The sequence below is a fragment of the Winogradskyella vidalii genome (assembly GCF_013403955.1).
Classification (GTDB): Bacteria; Bacteroidota; Bacteroidia; order Flavobacteriales; family Flavobacteriaceae; genus Winogradskyella; species Winogradskyella vidalii.
In genome coordinates, this window is record NZ_JABFDG010000001.1 from 909,850 (window position 1) to 929,936 (window position 20,087).

Annotated in this window: 16 protein-coding genes; 14 read left to right on the forward strand and 2 right to left on the reverse strand. The window is 33.8% G+C overall.

Going from position 1 to position 20,087, the window contains the following annotated elements; all coding sequences use genetic code 11:
- The first annotated feature begins 89 nt into the window (after positions 1 to 89).
- The 7 genes from HM982_RS03745 to HM982_RS03775 all read left to right on the forward strand — a co-directional run bounded on the left by HM982_RS03745 (position 90) and on the right by HM982_RS03775 (position 10,005).
- Positions 90 to 2,675, forward strand: a complete 2,586-nt coding sequence (locus HM982_RS03745; RefSeq protein ID WP_179351771.1) for a T9SS type A sorting domain-containing protein — start codon at positions 90 to 92, stop codon at positions 2,673 to 2,675.
- A gap of 185 nt (positions 2,676 to 2,860) precedes the next feature.
- A complete protein-coding gene (locus HM982_RS03750) occupies positions 2,861 to 3,871 on the forward strand; it encodes a 3-oxoacyl-ACP synthase III family protein (protein WP_179351772.1) in 1,011 nt (336 codons plus the stop codon).
- Positions 3,872 to 4,198: 327 nt separating this feature from the next.
- On the forward strand, positions 4,199 to 5,452 hold the full coding sequence (locus HM982_RS03755; RefSeq protein ID WP_179351773.1) for an NRAMP family divalent metal transporter: 1,254 nt from the start codon (positions 4,199 to 4,201) through the stop codon (positions 5,450 to 5,452).
- Between the two features lie 26 nt (positions 5,453 to 5,478).
- Positions 5,479 to 6,573, forward strand: coding sequence for a type I phosphomannose isomerase catalytic subunit (locus HM982_RS03760; RefSeq protein WP_179351774.1), 1,095 nt, complete (start codon positions 5,479 to 5,481; stop codon positions 6,571 to 6,573).
- A gap of 45 nt (positions 6,574 to 6,618) precedes the next feature.
- Entirely contained in the window at positions 6,619 to 7,431 is an 813-nt protein-coding gene (locus HM982_RS03765; protein WP_179351775.1) for an SDR family oxidoreductase, read from the forward strand.
- A gap of 19 nt (positions 7,432 to 7,450) precedes the next feature.
- Entirely contained in the window at positions 7,451 to 8,635 is a 1,185-nt protein-coding gene (gene uxuA / locus HM982_RS03770; protein ID WP_179351776.1) for a mannonate dehydratase, read from the forward strand.
- Between the two features lie 116 nt (positions 8,636 to 8,751).
- On the forward strand, positions 8,752 to 10,005 hold the full coding sequence (locus HM982_RS03775; RefSeq protein ID WP_246296562.1) for a metal-dependent hydrolase family protein: 1,254 nt from the start codon (positions 8,752 to 8,754) through the stop codon (positions 10,003 to 10,005).
- Between the two features lie 251 nt (positions 10,006 to 10,256).
- Here HM982_RS03775 and HM982_RS03780 read toward each other — a convergent pair whose 3' ends face one another.
- On the reverse strand, positions 10,257 to 12,701 hold the full coding sequence (locus HM982_RS03780) for an outer membrane beta-barrel family protein (RefSeq protein WP_179351778.1): 2,445 nt from the start codon (positions 12,699 to 12,701) through the stop codon (positions 10,257 to 10,259).
- 103 nt (positions 12,702 to 12,804) lie between these two features.
- Between HM982_RS03780 and HM982_RS03785 the strand changes: the two genes are divergently transcribed.
- Positions 12,805 to 13,167 (forward strand): CoA-binding protein, encoded by a 363-nt coding sequence (locus HM982_RS03785; protein WP_179351779.1) that lies wholly within the window; start codon positions 12,805 to 12,807, stop codon positions 13,165 to 13,167.
- On the opposite strand, the gene HM982_RS03790 is transcribed toward HM982_RS03785, so the two are convergent.
- Positions 13,164 to 14,609, reverse strand: coding sequence for a sodium:solute symporter (locus HM982_RS03790; RefSeq protein ID WP_179351780.1), 1,446 nt, complete (start codon positions 14,607 to 14,609; stop codon positions 13,164 to 13,166). The two genes, HM982_RS03785 and HM982_RS03790, sit on opposite strands and share 4 nt — an antisense overlap.
- A 167-nt stretch (positions 14,610 to 14,776) precedes the next feature.
- On the opposite strand from HM982_RS03790, the gene recR reads away from it, so the two are divergent.
- The 6 genes from recR to HM982_RS03820 all read left to right on the forward strand — a co-directional run bounded on the left by recR (position 14,777) and on the right by HM982_RS03820 (position 20,072).
- Positions 14,777 to 15,394 (forward strand): recombination mediator RecR, encoded by a 618-nt coding sequence (gene recR / locus HM982_RS03795; protein ID WP_179351781.1) that lies wholly within the window; start codon positions 14,777 to 14,779, stop codon positions 15,392 to 15,394.
- 6 nt (positions 15,395 to 15,400) lie between these two features.
- Positions 15,401 to 16,501, forward strand: a complete 1,101-nt coding sequence (locus tag HM982_RS03800; RefSeq protein ID WP_179351782.1) for a glycosyltransferase family 2 protein — start codon at positions 15,401 to 15,403, stop codon at positions 16,499 to 16,501.
- Positions 16,502 to 16,591: 90 nt separating this feature from the next.
- Complete coding sequence (locus HM982_RS03805) at positions 16,592 to 18,043, forward strand: dihydrolipoamide acetyltransferase family protein (protein ID WP_179351783.1); 1,452 nt, start codon at positions 16,592 to 16,594, stop codon at positions 18,041 to 18,043.
- Between the two features lie 333 nt (positions 18,044 to 18,376).
- Entirely contained in the window at positions 18,377 to 18,784 is a 408-nt protein-coding gene (locus HM982_RS03810; RefSeq protein WP_179351784.1) for a DUF134 domain-containing protein, read from the forward strand.
- Positions 18,785 to 19,012: 228 nt separating this feature from the next.
- Positions 19,013 to 19,645 carry a GTP cyclohydrolase II gene (ribA, locus tag HM982_RS03815; protein WP_179351785.1) on the forward strand — a complete coding sequence of 211 codons (633 nt, stop codon included), beginning with the start codon at positions 19,013 to 19,015 and terminating at the stop codon, positions 19,643 to 19,645.
- Between the two features lie 4 nt (positions 19,646 to 19,649).
- Positions 19,650 to 20,072, forward strand: a complete 423-nt coding sequence (locus HM982_RS03820; RefSeq protein WP_179351786.1) for an acyl-CoA thioesterase — start codon at positions 19,650 to 19,652, stop codon at positions 20,070 to 20,072.
- The last annotated feature ends 15 nt before the right edge of the window (positions 20,073 to 20,087 follow it).

The following is a 20,087-nucleotide window of genomic DNA, read 5'->3' on the forward strand; positions in this document are numbered from 1 at the left end:
AGATTTAGAATGTGACAAAGTGACATTACTAAAATAGATTCTTTGAATAAAAAGTTTAAGTTTGTCTAAACAAGCCAAACTACACAACTATGAAAAAAATCTACGTATTATTCTTCACGTTTTTATCTTTCGCCTTATGCCATGCTCAGACTATAGATTTTCCTGATGCTAGTTTTAAGAGTACGTTAGTTCATGATAATGTAGCAACTTTTAGTAATGGTGTCACCACAGATGTTGACGCTAATAATGACGGTGAAATTCAAGTTTCCGAGGCGGAAGCAGTATTAACCTTAAATATCCCCTATAAGCAACTATCTTCATTAGTAGGGATTGAATATTTTTCAAATTTAAGAACTTTAATTTGCTCACAGAATAATCTCATGAACTTAGATTTAAGTAGCAATACCGAATTGATAGATGTAAGATGTGATTTTAATGATTTAACAGCTTTAGATGTTACTCAAAGTTTAAATTTAGAACGATTAATATGCAACCAAAATGAAATCACTTTTTTAGATATTACAAATAATATAAACCTTAATTATATTTACTGTGCTGGAAACTTATTAAATGGCAGTTTAGATACATCTAATAATGTAAATTTAGCTTACCTTCATGGCACATCTGCTGATTTAAGCAATAATATTAATTTAGTGCAACTAAAAACAGAAGATTTAGGTATCACTAGTTTAGATTTGTCACATGCACCAAACCTAGAATTACTGTATGTCTTTAGCAGTCCTAATGCTACTCTATCTGAATTAAATATTAGTGCCAATGCATTATTAGAAACTCTTTCTGTAAGTTCGCTTCAGTTGACTAGCTTGGATGTCTCAAATAATCCTAACTTAACGTATTTAGCTTGTTCTTCCAATCAAATAACGGAGTTAGATTTAACAAATAACATTAATCTCGAAATTTTATATTTTGGATCAAATCAATTAACAAGCATTGACTTAACAAATAATGTTAATCTAGAGCTTTTAAGTGGTCATTCCAATCAGTTGTCTGATTTAGATATTTCTCAAAATGTAAATTTAGAACAGTTGTATGTAAACGATAATTTATTTTCAAGTTTAGATATTAGTAACAACGGACTTATCGAAAGGTTTGAATGCCAAAACAATCAATTAACCAATTTAATTCTTAAAAATGGAACAACTATTTTTTCTGATAGTTATTTGTCTTTTGACGGAAACCCAGATTTAAATTATATATGTGTTGATGATGATGAATTAGAGCAAATTCAAAATATAGCTGATAGTTATGGGCTTACAGACTGTTCTGTAAATACCTATTGTTCTTTTGTGCCAGGCGGAACATTTTATGAAGTTAACGGACACGCATCTATTGATGCCAATAATAATGGTTGCGATTCTGAGGATTTACCATATTCTAATTTAAAATATAATATTAATGGAAACGGTATAACAGGAACTGTAATTGCTAATGATTCTGGTGATTTCAATTTACCTTTGGAAAATGGTTTTTATACGGTTACTCCCATTATTGAAAACCCATCATATTTTAGTATTTTTCCAGCAAGTGTAGATGTTAATTTTCCTTCTGATACAAGTCCTTATATCCAAGATTTTTGTGTAAGTGTTATTGGTGCTAGTAACGATTTAGAAGTTGTTATTGTGCCATTACAACAAGCGCGTCCTGGATTTAATATTGACTATAGAATTTTTTATAAAAATAATGGAACTACTGTTTTGTCAGGCGATGTAATATTGCAATATAATGATGATTTAATGGACATTGTATTTGCGAGTCCATTTGAAAACAATCAAGAATTTGGGGAGTTGACATGGAACTATAGTGATCTTCAGCCACAAGAATATAGAAGTATCAATTTTTTAATGAATATTAATTCGCCCGTACATCCAGATTACCAAGTAAATGGTGGTGATATGTTGAATTTTACTGCCACCATAAATCCAACTGTTGCAGATGAATTGCCTGAAGATAACATGTTTGTATTTAACCAAATTGTGGTTAATTCATACGATCCAAATGATATCACTTGTTTAGAAGGTGATGTTATTGCACCAGAAAAGGTTGGGGATTTTGTTCATTATACCATTAGATTTGAAAACACAGGTTCAGCAAGTGCTGTAAATATTGTAGTTAAGGATGACATTAATCCAAGTTTCTTTGATGTATCATCATTAATTCCTTTAACTGCTAGTCACGATTTTTTTACTAGAATCGATAACGATACGGTAGAATTTATTTTTGAAAATATAAATCTTCCATTCGATGATGCTAGCAACGATGGTTACGTTAGCTTTAAAATAAAAACATTGCCAACATTAGAGTTAGGTGATACATTTACAAATACAGCAGAAATCTATTTCGATTATAATGCACCAATTATTACGAATACAGCTATAACCACAGTTGAGGAAAGTTTATTTGTAGATGACTTTGATATTAAAGCTAACATTAAAATGTATCCAAACCCAGTAAGTGATTACTTATTTATTGAAAGTAATGTTTTTATTAAAGCCATAAACTTGCACGACATCAATGGAAGACTATTGCAAAATTTCGTTTTAACGAATAACCGATTTGAAGAGAAACTAGATATATCTAAATTAAATACAGGTGTTTATTTTGTTACGATAGTTTCAGATAAAGGTGAGTTAATAGAAAAACTAATTAAGAATTAAAACCTAATATTAAAGTTGAACGAAGCACCCTTTATTTTGGGTGCTTTTTTAGTTTCGGTACAGTTAATATGCTATGCATGCATAACGAATCCGATATGGAATAAAAGTAAATTGTATTAGATATCTTAAATTGCTTAACTAAATAATAAGATTTTCGATGTCTCGGAAATGAAAATAAATTTTCAATGTACAATTCAAAAATAATAGGCTTAGGCAAATACGTGCCAGACAACGTTGTTACTAATGATGATTTGTCTAAGTTCATGGATACCAATGACGAGTGGATACAAGAACGTACAGGTATTAAAGAACGTCGTTGGGTAGAAAAGGGTAGTGGAGACACTACGGCAACTATGGGCGTAAAAGCGGCTAAAGTTGCGATTGAGCGTTCGGGCTTAGATAAAGATGATATTGATTTTATCATATTCGCTACCTTGAGTCCAGATATGTATTTTCCCGGTCCAGGTGTACAAGTTCAACATGCCTTAGATATTAAAACTGTTGGTGCTTTAGATGTACGTAACCAATGTTCGGGGTTTGTGTATGCCATGTCTGTTGCCGATAATTTTATTAAAACAGGTATGTATAAAAACATCCTAGTTATTGGTAGTGAATTGCATTCTCAGGGTATGGATAAAACTACTAGAGGACGCGGAGTTACTGTTATTTTTGGTGATGGTGCAGGCGCTGCAGTGCTAACTAGAGAAGAGGATAATTCAAAAGGTGTTTTATCAACCCATTTACACTCACAAGGTGAACATGCTGAAGAATTAGTATTAGTGGCTCCAGGAATGGGGCAACGTTGGGTAAGCGATATTTTAGCCGATAATGATCCTGATGACGTCAGTTATTTTCCACATATGAATGGCCAGTTTGTATTTAAGAACGCCGTGGTTCGCTTTAGTGAAGTGATTATGGAAGGTTTAATGAAAAATGAGTTGCAAGTAGAAGATATCGATATGTTGATTCCGCATCAAGCCAATTTACGTATTTCACAATTTATACAACGTAGGTTTAAGTTGAATGATGACCAAGTCTTTAATAATATTCAAAAATACGGAAACACAACTGCAGCCTCTATTCCAATAGCTTTGACTGAAGCTTGGGAAGAAGGTAAAATAAAAGAAGGTGATACGGTTGTATTAGCTGCTTTTGGTAGTGGATTTACTTGGGGAAGTGTGATTATCAAGTGGTAATTGATATTGAAGATACTTCAGTAATGAAATGACTTATGTGTTTTAATTATAAAAGAAAATCCCTTGTCTTAAGGGATTTTTTAGTTTAGCAAGTCAACTATTAAAAGTAAAAAGTAAATTGGCCTTGAATTCGGGACTTTACTCTTAGAGGTTTTATAGGAAATTATTTACATTTGCTGTGCTTGGTTCTATTAAAAAGAACCCTTCTTTATCCAATTATCATTTTTTTTAGTTACAACAATAAAGGTGAATAAATAATGACTCTATTGTTTAATTATAGAGTGATTTTTTAATTTAATTATAAATCAATAAGTTAACTCATCAAATATGACTGCAGAACATCTTACTTTTTTAGATAAATTCAAAAAAAAAATTAGAGACTTTGGTCCTGCATTTTTTATTATTGGTTATGTTGTAGGAACAGGAAGTGTGACTTCCATGGTGGTTTCTGGAGCTAAATTTGGATTAAGCTTATCTTGGGCATTACTATTATCCTGTTTTTTTACTTATTTTTTATTGATTTCTATTAGTAAATTAACGATTGTCACTGGTGAAACCTTAATGTATAATTTTAAAAAGACATTTGGTAAACCCGTAACGCTCTTTATTTTATTTGCACTTGCCATCTCTATTATTTCGTCTGTAATAGGAATTATGGGTATTGTTGCAGAAGTCAGTATGGAATGGATTGCTATTAAAACATCCATCTCTTTCCTTAATAAACCCATAATTGCTTTAGCTTTTATCACTTTATTAATCAGTCTTTTTTGGTCTGGTAAACACGAAAATTTTATTAAAGCGATGAGTATAATGGTCGGATTTATGGCACTCGCTTTTATTTTTACTAGCGTTATGGTTTTAAAAGAATCAGGTAAATCAGTTATTGATTTTTTTCCAGAAATCCCTATTGGTGGTAACACCGGATTAATCATAGCAGGAATTGTTGGGACGACCATGGCAGGTGTGTGTTTAGCGTCTCGTAGTATATTGGTACAAGAAGAAAATTGGGGTTTAAACGATTTAAAAAGAGAAAATAAAGATTCAATGTCGGCCATGGTTATGACGTTTTTAATCAGTCTCGCCATTATGATTAGTGCCACCGGAACACTTTACTTTAAAGGTTTACCAGTGGATGATGCTACAGATTTAATGGCAGCATTAGGGCCTTGGGCAGGCGATTTCGCACTGACCTTGTTCACTTTAGGTATTGTTGGCGCTGGTTTATCATCAATTTTTCCAAACCTATTATTATTTCCTTGGCTGATTTCAGATTACATGCATACGCCTCGAAATATGAAAAAGCCGCTCTATAAAGTAATTGTAGTTATCGTGGCTCTATCTGGCGTAATCATTCCTATTTTAGGAGGGAAACCCGTTTGGATTTTAATCGCTTCACAAGCATTCAGCCCCTTTGTAATGCCATTAATTACCCTGTTTTTGATAATTTTACTAAATAAATCAGAAGTGATGAAATCTCATAAACCTTCTGTTTGGATGAATCTGGCCTTAGCAGCTACATTCATCTTTAATTGCTATATGCTATATGTAGCACTTTTAGGGTTTATCGATTTTATACAATAACATATTTAAGAGCTAATGCAATAATGATGAGTGAAGACCTACAACAATATGCACACCTACCGTTAAAACAAAAATCTAATCGTGTTTGGAGAACCTACGAGGGAGGCGCTTTAATAGATCGATGGAAAAATATACAGCCAGAAACTGATGGGCAAATGCCAGAGCAATGGATAATGTCTACCGTAACTGCCCGAGGCAATGGAAGACCAGAAGATGAAGGGCTGTCTCTAATTGAAACTGAAGCAGGAACTATTCCTTTAAAAAATTTAATTAATTCTAATCCTGAATTGTACTTAGGTGAAGAACTAGCTAAAAAATACGGCACTACAGGTGTTCTCATAAAAATGTTAGATTCTATGGAGCGCCTAACAGTACAAGTGCATCCAGATAAAGATTATGCGAGAACGGTTTTTAATTCTGAGTTTGGAAAAACAGAATCATGGTACGTCCTCAATACACGAGAAATTAACGGTGAAAAACCAGTGGTTTACATGGGCTTTAAAAAGCATGTCACTAAAGCCATTTGGCAAACGCATTTTGAAAATCAAGATATTGAAGGCATGCTAGATTGCTTGCATAAAATTGAAGTAAAACCCGGTGATGCTTTTATGATTTATGGAGGTGTGCCTCATGCAATAGGTGCAGGTTGCTTTTTAATGGAAGTACAGGAACCAACCGACTATACCATGCGTGTTGAAAAAACGACACCAGCAGGTTTAAAAATTGGTCCAGAGTTAATTCATCAAGGTGTTGGTGAAGAAAAAATGTTAGAGTGTTTTCATTACGATACTTTTACTATGGCGGAAGCCTTAGGAGAGTGGAAAGTTACACCTGAAGTTTTAGAGGATTCTGAAGAATTTACTTTGAAAACTTTATTTAATAAAAAGCATACTAATTGCTTTGGATTGCGCGAATTGCTTTTAGAGGGGACTTATACAATTAAAAATAACGGTTCGTTTTACGTTGCTGTAATTTATTCTGGCGAGGGCACTATATTGTGTAATGGCAAGGCAAGCCAATATGCTCAAGGTGATGAGATTTTTATCTCAGCTGCCATTTTAGAAATCACTTTTGAGTCTAATAGTGCCTCAAAAATTTTACTTTGTTACCCACCAAGTTAGAATTCAATAATAATATAGGAAACTGAAATACTAAAATTAGTAGAAATGAACTTATTTAATTTAGAAGATAAAGTAATTCTTGTAACAGGCGCTTGTGGTGTTCTTGGAGGCGGTATTGCAAAATATTTATTAGAAAATAAAGCGACAGTTATAGCATTGCACTATAAAGAAGATGCCCTTAATGAAACGGTGAATGATTTTAAAAAAATCAGTGATAAGGCAGATGGCTTTGTTTGCAATGTTGTTAAGGAAGAAAGTCTTCAAGAAGCGGCATCAAATATTATAGCGAAATACGGAAAAATAGACGTGCTCATTAACGCGGCAGGAGGAAATAAACCAGGCGCTACAGTTGGGCCAGATCAATCGGTGTTTGATGTTGATGTTGAACAGTTTAAACAAGTAATAGACCTTAATTTATTTGGTAGTATTTTACCGTCGTTAGTTTTTGGTAAAGCCATGGCCGAAAATAAAAAAGGAACGATTATCAACTTGTCTTCTATGGCAGCAGATCGTGTTATTACAAGAGTTATGGGGTATTCGGCTTCCAAAGCGGCAATCGATAATTTTACCAAATGGATGGCTGTTGAGTTGGCGCAAAAATATGGTGAAGGTATGCGTGTTAATGCCATAGCACCTGGTTTTTTTATTGGTAATCAAAATAGAGCCTTATTAACTAATGAAGATGGCAGTTATACTGACAGAGGACATACAATTATTAAAGGGACACCAATGGGACGTTTTGGTGATGCTGACGAATTAAATGGCGCTATTCATTATTTAGTGTCAGAAGCTTCAAAATTTGTCACTGGCATTGTGGTTCCAATTGATGGTGGATTTAGTGCTTATAGTGGCGTATAATTTAAGTGAATAAAAAATAATGGAACAAACATGGCGTTGGTATGGGCCTAAAGACCCCGTAACCTTATCAGATATAAAACAAGCAGGAGCAACAGGAATCGTTTCAGCATTACATCATATTCCAAATGGTCAAGTTTGGACAATTGAAGCAATTAAAGAACGAAAAGCAATTATAGAACAAGCTGGATTGACTTGGTCTGTTGTAGAAAGTGTTCCGGTGCATGAAACAATAAAAACACGTTCAGGAGATTTTCAGCTCTATATTGAAAATTATAAAACAAGCATTTCAAATTTAGCTCAGTGTGGTATTTCTATTGTTTGCTATAATTTTATGCCGGTTTTAGATTGGACGCGTACAGCATTAGATTATGAAATGCAAGATGGTTCTAAAGCATTGCGGTTTGATGTGGTGGCTTTTGCAGCATTCGAACTTTATATTTTAAAACGACCAGGCGCTACCAAAATGTATTCAGTAGAAGAAAAAATGGCTGCTAAAACATATTACGATGGGCTTTCTAGTCAAGACATTGACAAGTTGTCAAACACCATAATTGCCGGTTTACCTGGTGCTGAAGAAGGTTATACGTTAACGCAATTTCAAGAAGTACTAAATACTTACAATGCGATTGATGCAGATACTTTAAGAGGAAATTTAATCGAGTTTTTAAAAGAAATAATCCCTATAGCAAGTCAAAATGAAGTGTTAATGTGTATACATCCCGATGATCCACCAATGCCAATTTTAGGATTGCCACGCGTGGTGAGCACTGAAGAAGACTATGCATATTTATTTGAACAAGTACCGAATAGAGCCAATGGTATTACATTTTGTACCGGCTCGTTAGGCGTAAGAGCCGATAATAATTTACTGCAAATATTTAATCGCTTTGCCGACCGTGTACATTTCTTACACTTAAGAAGTACCCAAAGAGATGCTTCGGGTAATTTTTACGAAGCAAATCATTTAGAAGGTAATGTTGATATGTTTAGCATTGTTAAAGCGGTTCTTGAAGAAGAAAAAAGACGTACGGAAGAAGGAAGGAAAGACGCTGTGATCCCTATGCGACCTGATCATGGCCATCAAATGTTAGATGATTTATTTAAAGTGACTAATCCTGGGTATTCAGGTATTGGTCGATTAAGAGGTTTAGCTGAATTACGAGGTCTTGAGTATGGTTTGTTACGAAGCTTAGAGTTGAAATAGAAATAGTATAAGTTTGTCTTCTAATTAATTTCTTATATTAAGATTTTATTGTTAATTAATTGGAGTCAGATATGTGTAGGTTTTTATTTCTCGTGTTACTTTTTGGTTGTTCGGCAATGCAATTGTTTGGACAAGAAAATGACGTTTATATCAAAGCAGGTGTACTGTATGACAGTGAACAAAATATCCTTTTAAAAAATAAAGTTATTCATATTAAAGGGAATAAAATCTTAGCTGTTAACAAACCTAAATCTATTCCCAAAAATGCAAAAATTATAGATTTATCTGACTATACAGTTCTTCCAGGGCTTATTGATGCTCATACACATGTACTTTTTTCTCAAGATGCAAACGAAGACTTTTCAGAGCATAGTATTCATTCATTGACTATGGAAAGTGATGCTTTAAGAACCTTACGAGGTGCAAAAAGAGCAAAATCTTATTTAGATGTTGGTATTACGAGTGTGAAAGATCTTGGAAACTCCGGATTGTTTTTAGATGTTGCTTTGCGAGATGCCATAAACGAAGGTACAATTGAAGGTCCTCGTATTTTTGCTTCAGGTCCTATTTTGGCATCAACAGGCGGACAAATTTATGGCGTATCTCCAAAACATCAAGACCTTATAGATTTAGAATACCGTATTATCAATGGCGTTGAAGATGCTAAAATTGCGGTTAGGGAACATAAGAATCAGAAGGTAAATCTCATTAAAATTTGTGCAGATAACATCCCGAATAATACACATTTAACCATTGCTGAAATGAAAGCTATTGTAGAAACTGCAGATTCTTATGGTCTTAGTGTGGTAGCACATTCTATTACTAATCAATCGGCGTGGAATGCTATACAAGCAGGAGTAAAAGGGATTGAGCATGGTTTTAATTTAGCCGATTCAACATTAACACTAATGGCTGAAAAAAAGGTCTTTTTGGTACCCACTGAAAATAGTAGAACCTATATGAAAATATACAATAACCTTGCTGGTTATGAGGAGGATGATTTAGGTTGGGTTGATAATTATATGCAAAGAATGAAAAGCAGACTTACTAGAGCAATAGAAAAAGGAGTTGCGATAGTAGCAGGTTCTGATAACTATACAGATATAGGGGGAACGCGAGGTGAGTCGTCTCGAGATATGTTTCGTACCTATTTTGAAGCTGGTATGTCGCCTTTAGATATTTTACAATCCGCAACTTATATTTCGGCTTTTAATTTAAAAATGGAGAACGATATAGGTGTCATTAAGCCTAACGCAAAAGCAGATATTATTGCTGTGAAAGGAGATGTAACAAAGGAATTCGTAAGTTCGATGCAAAATGTAGTTTTTGTAATGAAGAATGGGAGGATCTATTTGAATCAACTTAATTGAGTTCAATTTAATTCTTAAGTTATTTACTAGCGTAATAAAAAAAGCCCAGACATCTACTGTCTGGGCTTTTCAGCTATTAACCAACTTAATTAACACTTATCATAAAAATTAATTTATAATAATCATTACTTAAAACTTATCACTACTATAGACGTGAAAAGTCCTGTTTTATTTCATGAGATTTGATGTTTAACGCACATTTAACACAAAACCTAAGCATTTGTAGTGTGACTAATCATTATTTCTAGTCTCTAAAACATCCCACCACCTTCTTTAACGTCGTTATCACGTTGCTTACGCGATTTTGCTCTGTATTTACCACCACCAAAGCGGTAAGATAAACTTGCTGATATTTGTTGACTTTCCCAGTTAAAACGGCCGTATTGCGCATAAGGTCTTTCACTTTCAAATTCAGCATACATGGTATCAAAAATATCATTATAGCTCAAACTAAAATTCGCTCTATTTTCCATAAAGCTATAACGCATACCAATATTTACCATAAGCATTTCACTCATTTCAAACTGAATGTTTTTACTTTTTCCTCGGTACATTCCAAAAGCAGAAAAACTCAGACTTTTACTTACTTTAAAATTGTTAAAGGCTCTTGCGCTCCAAGTGACATTATCAACTTCAACGGTATTTAAAACAATGTTTTGATTGCTGTCAAATGATTCTGCAATACTTTTTTGAGTTTGCGAAAACAAATCAAAACTGGCATTAACACTCCACCATTTTGTAGGACGGTAATTAGAAGAAACTTCAACGCCATATGCGGTACTATTGTCAAAATTCATATTCGTCATAATCAAACGATTGTAGTCTGCGCGGTCTATTAGAATAGCTTGTTGAATTTCGTCTTCAATAATTCTATAAAAAATACCTGCTGTAATGCTTCCTTTTTTAAGTTGTCTGGTGTAATTGGTTTCTACAGAATTGGTGAATTGAGGACGTAACTCTTGATTTCCAAATTGAGATATTAAAGGCGTGCTCCATTCTGGTAAAGGATTTACTTGTCCAATTCCAGGGCGATCTATTCTTCTGCTATAGCTAAATTGATAGGCGTTTTGTTCTGATGGCGTATAAGTAACAAAAGCAGATGGGTATAATTCAAAATAATCATTTTCAAATGGAATATTTAGGTCTTCATCAGCCACCAAATCTTTTTTAAAGGCATCAGAATCTACGTTTACCGTTTCTGCTCTTACGCCAACTTGGTAACTCCATTTTTCCAGTTTTTTGCCATAAGTGGCATAAGCTGAATAAATATCTCTGGCATAATCAAAACGTGTAGTTGTAGGAATATAATCACCAAATTCATTGGTTTCTCTTCCATCAGACTCATAAAAAATACCTGTGTCAAACAAGCGTGCTTCTAAACCTAATTCTAATTTTGTAGATTCAGTTAGCGGGTTAACATAGTCTAAATTTACAGTTGTACTGTATCGGTCTGTTTCAGTATCTTCTATGAAATTTGGGCGTTGAGAACTGTAAAAAATATTGTTGGTGTCACCTGTAGCTTCATACGTGTTATAGTCAACTTCAAGTTCTATGTTGTGACCTTCCTCATTAAAATCGTGTTTGTAATTAAAGTTGTATTGCTGAGAATCATTGTTTGCTTCTCCATTCATAAATTGAGATTCATTAAGGCTAGGGTTTTCTAAATAGAGAATTTCTGAATTCACATTGGGCTTACCATTAAAAGTGTTGTAATTGGTGAAAATGGAAATCGTATTCTTATCGTCTAAGTAGTAATCCAGTCCAACTTTAAATAGATGTGATTTGTTATTGTTTAAAATGTTGAAATTTTGCTGAATGTTTTGCTCTGTTCTCGTAAACTCGCCATCATTTGCGTTTTTTCGAATATTATTTCCGTAAGAACCATAAAAGTTGAGTTTGCCATTACGGTAGTTGGCATCAATTGAACTATTAAATTTAGGTTCAATATCATGAGCTAATCCAAAATTAACATTCCCATTAAAACCAATTTGTGTGTTTTTGTGAAGTACAATATTTATAATCCCACTCATGCCTTCAGGATTATATTTTGCCGAAGGATTAGTAATTAATTCAATGCTTTTTATAGACGTAGAAGGTATCTGCTTTAGTAATTGATCAGCAGGAATATTAGATATCTTGCCGTCGACCATAACACGTACATTCTGGTTGCCACGTAAGCTAATAGACCCTGTTTGTTGGTCTACACTCACAGAAGGTAGATTGTTCATAATCTCACTAGCAGTGGCGCCAGCAGTTTGTAAATCCTTGCCAATAGTGATGACTTTTCGGTCTACTTTTTGTTGAATAGAAGACACATCGGCAACGATAGTTACTTCGTCTAATCCTGTAGATTCTTCTTCTAATTTAATATCTCCGAGTTCGGGATTGTAATTGCCTTTTCCTATGGTGATGTTCTTGTCTATAGTTTTAAAACCTACAAATTGAATGGAAACGATAATTTTTCCTTCAGGAATATTATCAATATTAAAACTGCCATCGTCATTTGTGATACCTCCAGTAATCACTTTATTGTTTGCATCTTTAATAACAATATTTACGTAAGGTAAAGGTTGGTTGAGTTCGGCGTCTATTACACGCCCAGAGACCGAGCCAGTTTTAATATCAGAATTTGCGTTGGGTTGTGCACTTATAAAAGTTGACGAGACTAGAATAAGCATTAATAAGAAATGCTTCATTTTTAACTAAGTTTTTTGATTGATTTGATAGTTTGCTATGTAGAAGACGACTATATTTATAGTATGTTACGCTATAGATTTTTATTAACGTTAATTTAACATTATGAAGAAAACAACATTAGTCATAGGAGCCTCATTAAAACCTGAGCGTTATTCTAATATTGCAATAAAAAGATTACGAAGTTATAATCACGATGTCAAAGCCTTTGGTTTAAAAGAAGGAGCGGTTAAAGATGTTACTATAGACACCGAGTTGATGCCGTATAAAAATATTGATACTGTGACCTTGTATCTCAATCCACAACGTCAAAAATCTTATTACGATTATATCATAGGCTTACAGCCAAAGCGGATTATTTTTAATCCTGGAACCGAGAATCCAGAATTTTATAATTTATTAAAACAATCTAATATTGATTATGAAGTGGCTTGTACTTTAGTGTTATTAGGCACAGGACAATACTAGGCTTTTTTCTTAATAAGCCATAAGCCTACAAACATCAATAAGCCGTTGTAAATTAAGATTTCAAAACCAATTTCATGCCCATTAAACACTTCTTTAGAGTATAAGTTTAAGAGGTATGACATTAACGGCGCTACTATGGCAATTAACCATACCCATTTGTCTTTGATTTGAAATTTGGTCATTAAACCAAAGGCAAATAAACCTAATAGAGGACCATAAGTATAGCCCGCAGCTTTAAAAAGTTCCCAAATTACAGAGACGTCTTTAAAAATTAAATCGAATAGTAAAATCACTAAAACCAGTGTAATACTAAATCCAATATGTACGCGTTTTCTTAAGCTTTTTCGTTCGTTTTCCTGTTTGTTTTCAATATCTAAAATATCAAAACAAAACGATGTTGTTAGTGAGGTTAAGGCAGAATCTGCACTAGAGTAGGCTGCAGCAATTAAGCCTAGTAAAAAGAAGGCAGAGGTTACGATACCTATTTCAGGAAGCATGGCTATAGAAGGAAATAAATCATCTTTAGTTGCTGTAATACCGTGTGTAGCTGCATATTGTGTGAGCATTAGTCCCAGAACTAAGAAAAGAATGTTTACAAAGATTAGCACAATACTAAAGGTTACCATATTCTTCTGTGCGTCTTTTAGATTGCGACAGGTGAGGTTTTTTTGCATCATATCCTGATCTAAGCCAGTCATGGTAATGGTGATGAAAATTCCAGATAAAAAGCTTTTCCAGAAGTATTGCGAGTCATTACTGTTTTCAAAAAAGAAAACTTTACTAAGGTTACTTTCTTTGGTGTAGTTAATAATGTCCCCAATGCTATTGAGATCTAAAGCTGAAGCTAAAAAAACTATTGTTACCACAACAGAAATTAGCATAAACAATGTTTGAAGTGTATCGGTAAAAATGATGGTTTTTATACCGCCCCTAAAGGTGTAGAGCCAAATTAAAGCAATGGTGATTATTACGGTAACAGCAAAAGGAATATCAAAAAGGTCAAACACTAAAAGTTGTAAAACTTTGGCAACTAAAAATAAGCGAAAAGCCGCACCAACAGTTCTAGAAATAAGAAAAGCAATCGACCCGGTTTTATAACTCACAATTCCAAAACGGTCTCGTAAATAAGTATAGATGGAGGTTAAGTTTAATTTATAATAAAGTGGGAGTAGTACATAGGCTATAATGAGATAGCCAAAAAAATATCCAAAAACCACTTGTAAATACCCAAATTGCTTAGCTTCTACTGCGCCTGGAACCGAAATAAATGTAACTCCAGACAAGGATGCGCCAATCATTCCAAAGGCAACTAAGTACCAAGGCGCTGATTTGTTAGCCTTAAAAAAAGCCGCATTAGAATCTTCTTTTCCTGTGAAATAGGAGATTATAATAAGTAATCCAAAATAACATGCAATTAATAGAAGGATTGAAGTTGGAGACATAATATATAAATTATACTAATAATCTTGAAAAGTAGTGCTTTTGAAAAAAAAGAGGGATAGAAAGTTGAAATAATTATTAAAAAAATAGCAACGAAATATTATGACACCTTTTAATAGACTTATGATTCCTTTATTTTTTATGTCTAAAAATCTGTACCTTCGCACCCATGGAATTTTCATCAAAACTCTTAGAAAACGCCGTAAATGAAATGGCACAATTACCAGGGATTGGCAAGCGAACAGCCTTGCGTTTGGTATTGCATATGTTGCGTCAACCAGAAAGCCAAACCCTTCAACTCGCTAACGCCTTAACCAAGGTGAGGTCAGAAATTAATTTTTGTAAATCGTGTCATAATATTAGCGATACTGTTTTGTGTGAAATCTGTAGTAACCCGAGCAGAAATAGTGAATTAATTTGCGTTGTTGAAGATATAAGAGACGTTATGGCTGTTGAGAATACCAGTTCTTTTAAAGGGTTATATCACGTTTTAGGTGGAAAAATATCACCAATGGATGGCATTGGTCCTCAAGATTTAAATATCAAAACTTTAGTTGAAAAGGTGAAAGCTGGTAAAGTGAAAGAATTGATTTTTGCCATGAGTCCTACGATGGAAGGTGATACCACAAACTTTTATATTTTTAGACAAATTGAAGGTTGTAATATTGCGACATCGACTATTGCAAGAGGCGTGGCAGCAGGTAATGAATTAGAATATACAGACGAAATTACTTTAGGTAGAAGTATCTTAGATCGTGTGCCATTTGAAGCCTCATTAAAATCTTAAATACTTTTGAAGCTATCCGTTATCATATTAAACTATAATGTGCGCTATTTTTTAGAGCTATGTCTAAAAAGTGTTGAAGCAGCGATTGCTACTATTGATGCCGAAATTATAGTAATAGATAATAATTCGCCAGACGATAGCTGTGCTATGGTAAAGCAATTATTTCCAAGCGTAAAATTGATTGAAAACAAAGTGAATTCTGGCTTTTCAAAAGGGAATAACATAGCTGTGGCTGAGGCTAAAGGCGATTATCTTTGTATTTTAAATCCCGATACCGTTGTCGCCGAAGACACGTTTACAAAACTCATTGATTTTGCAGATTCAAAACAAAATCTAGGAATTGTTGGTTGTCAACTCATAGATGGAAAAGGTAAATTTCTTCCTGAAAGTAAGCGAAATGTACCAACTCCTAAAGTCTCTTTAAATAAAATCTTAGGCGATGCAAAGGATTATTACGCGAATCATGTTGCCATTGACAATACCGCTAAAGTTGATATATTAGTCGGTGCATTTATGTGGCTTAAAAAAGAGGTTTACGAAGCCGTAAATGGTTTTGATGAAGCTTATTTTATGTATGGAGAAGATATCGATTTATCTTATAAGGTGATAAAAGCAGGTTACGATAATTTTTATTTTGGAGACACTACAGTTATTCATTTTAAAGGAGAGAGTACGCTAAAAAATGCGCAATATGCTAAGCGCTTTTATGGCGCAATGCAAATATTTTATAAAAAGCATTTTAAACAGAACTTATTATTAAATACCGTGGTTTGGTTAGGTATTAAGATGGCTTATTTTATGAGAAAGACACCAGTTGAGGCTAAAGTTAAACTGAATCAGTCGTATGTTTATACAACAGCTTTAGAGGCGAGTTTAGCTAGTCAATTACCAAAGCCAACCCATATTGAAGCTAAAACACAAGCAAAAATTGAAAATAATAGCCTGTTGGTTTATGATTTTAACTTGCTGAAAGCTAAAGCTATAATCAGTGATATGAAACAGAAATCAAATCAAGAACATATTGTTTTTAGATTTCTTCCAAAAAACAGTAAATTTATCCTCGGAAGCGATAGTGCTATTCATAGAGGAGAAGTGCTAAGCTTCTAATGTACGATTATTGAATAAAAATCAGTAAAACGGCTATTTTTTTAGTAATTTTGCACGCGATTAGCGAATAACGACCTACAAATTATAGATATGGCAAAATTTGAACTTAAGTTACCTAAAATGGGAGAAAGTGTTGCGGAAGCAACTATAACCTCATGGCTTAAAGATGTTGGAGATGCAATTGAAGCAGACGAAGCTGTTTTAGAAATTGCAACAGATAAAGTGGATAGTGAAGTGCCAAGTGAAGTTGATGGTGTCTTAGTAGAAAAACTGTTCGATGTTGATGATGTTGTGCAAGTTGGGCAAGTTATTGCGGTTATAGAAACAGAAGGTGGAGAGGTTGTAGAACAAACAGCACAAGAGCCAGTAGAGGAAACACAACCAGAAGCAGAGCCCGTAGCAGAGCCTGTTGCTCCAAAAGCTGTTGCTGAAGTAGCTCAAACTGTTGTAGCTGCAAAAACAGCTGTTGAACCTGTGGTTTCTACAGAAGATCGCTTTTATTCGCCTTTGGTTAAAAATATAGCTAAACAAGAGGGGATTTCTCAAACTGAATTAGATAGTATTCCAGGGACAGGAAAAGATAATCGTGTGACTAAAAATGACATTAAAGCTTATGTCGAGTCGCGAAGCACTACAACAGATTCCGCCTCGAATTCAGAAGCGAAAGTTGCACCAGTTTCAGCAAGTATAGCTAATGATACTCAGGTTTTAGATGCTAATCGTCGTCAAAGTTCAGTTAAAGCTACTAAAAATGATACTGCACCTACAGCTAAAAACGCCAATGCAACAGCTTCAGAGGCTAATTCGACAGAAAAAGAGGTTAAGGTTTCTAATGGTGATGAAATTATAGAAATGACCAGAATGGGGAAACTCATTTCTAAATATATGGTAGATTCGGTTCAAACTTCTGCTCATGTACAATCATTTATTGAAGCTGATGTGACTAACATTTGGAATTGGAGAAAGAAAGTGAAAAGTGATTTTATGAAGCGCGAAGGTGAGAACTTAACGTTTACACCTATTTTTATGGAAGCGGTAACAAAAGCACTAAAAGATTTCCCTTTGATGAATATTTCTGTTCAAGGTGATAAAATTATTAAAAAGAAGGCTATTAATGTTGGTATGGCAGCAGCTTTACCAGATGGAAACCTAATAGTACCTGTCATTAAAAATGCTGATCAGTTAAATTTATATGGCATGGTAAAACGTGTTAACGATTTAGCCGGAAGAGCACGAGAAAATAAATTAAGTCCAGATGATATACAGGGTGGTACTTATACGGTAACTAATGTTGGTACGTTTGGTAGCATTATGGGGACCCCAATTATTAATCAGCCTCAAGTTGGTATTTTGGCCTTAGGTGCTATCCGAAAAACACCAGCAGTTATTGAAGGGCCACAAGGTGACTATGTTGGTATCCGCTATAAAATGTTTTTATCTCATTCTTATGATCACAGAGTAGTTAATGGTGCTCTTGGAGGGCAGTTTGTAAAAGCTGTTAAGGATTACTTAGAAGGTTGGGATATGAATCGCGAAATCTAAACAAATTCTTTTGAGGTATGCTGAACTTGTTTCAGTGAAAAAAAGAATCTTATTATAAAAAATCAAAAAGCACAGTTTTTACGACTGTGCTTTTTTAATTGAGGTTTTGTGGGGCATGTGTTTTTAGTATTTAAGTTTCTAAGCGTGAACTCATACAATTGCCAAGATGTCTTAATGTTTAGGTTAATATAAGGTGTTGCTTTTATTGGGTGTAATAACACTTAATATATTAATCGTTTTGTAGGTGCTTATGAGTGAATTATTTGATAAATAATTAGAATTAAAGCTTTAGTTATGAACGTAAGTTCATTATCTTTGTGTAAAATATAATAAATGCCACGTCCAAAAAAAAAACGGAAAGTTAATCATCCCCCAAAAATGCTTGGGTTCAAGCCTTTTGGGATTCGTCTTTGTGATACAGAGCAGGTTATTATGCAGTATGAAGAGTATGAGACGATTAAGTTGGTTGTGTACGACAATATTTCGCAGGATGAAGCCGCTGAAAAAATTGAAGTTTCAAGACCTACACTGACCAGAATCTACAACAGTGCTTTAAAAAAAATAGGTCAAGCTTTTGTTGAGGGTAAATCAATTATTATAGCAGGAGGAGATTTTGAATTTGAAAAAAATTGGTACAAATGCAAACGTTGTTTCAAATTAATAGATAGTATAAATCATCTTACTAATTGTGATGAATGTCCGGATGATAAAAAGGAAGATTTAGAGAATTTAAATAGTTGAATAATGTCAAATTTTAATCACAGAGGACCAGATAACCTAGGGCCGAAAACAGGAATGAAATTAGGAACGTGTCGAAAAAATAAATTGGATGGTCCTGATAATCTCGAAAACAAGTACTGTAGAAGAAGGCAACGAAGAAAATTATATTGCTTAGAGCATAATAATTAATTGATAATAAAAACGATGATGCTTCAAAAATGGTATTAAAGTTTTTAAAATAAAGATGTAATGATTACAAAGGAGACTACAATTATAAAAGGAGAACGCGTTCAACTTCCTACCAAATACGGTCATTTTGAATTGGTACCATTTCAAGAAAAAACAAATAAATTAGAACATATTGCGCTGATAAAAGGTGAGATTGCCTCTAAAGATATTGTGTTAACACGTATCCATTCCTCTTGTGCTACAGGAGATTTATTTGGGTCCTTAAAATGCGATTGTGGAGATCAATTAATTCAAGCTATGAAAATGATTGAGCAAAACGGCAGTGGTATCATTGTGTACTTACAACAAGAAGGAAGAGGAATTGGTCTTATGAATAAAATGAAGGCTTATAAATTGCAAGAAGCGGGGATGGATACTATTGAGGCAAATTTGCATTTAGGTTTTGCTGCAGATGAAAGAGGTTATGAGGTTGGTGTGGAGATTCTGAATCAACTCGGTGTAACTAAGTTAAATTTATTAACAAACAACCCAGATAAAATTTTAGGACTAGAAGAAAGTGGTATTAAAGTTGTAAATCGTGTGCCTATAGTAATAAAACCGAATCCGTATAATAAATACTATTTAGATACAAAGGAAAATCTAATGGGACATCAGCTTTCTGATGTGAAGTCTTGTGAAAAAATAGAAATATAATGCTATGATAACCGATATATTTCAATTAAGACCTCTCTATGGTGAAGTTGATCAGATGGGGTATGTTTATCATGCCAATTATGTCATATATTGCCATAAAGCTCGTAATGAATTATTACGAAAATTTGGCATCGATGAGGTTGTATTAGAAAATAATGATATTATATTGCCTGTGATTTCATTTAACATTAATTATAAGAAGCCTGCCCATTTTGATGAACTTATTAGTATTAAAACAAGTATTAGTGAAATGCCTCATACGCGATTTAATTTCGAATTTGACATAAGAAATGAACAAAACACGCTTTTAATTAAAGCAGAATCAACTGTTGTTTTTGCAGATAAACAGTCGCGTAGACCAAAACGCATACCAGAATTTATTAAAAATAAACTCAATTCAGAATTTCGTTCGTTAGAACACTATTAAAGCCATATATACCAA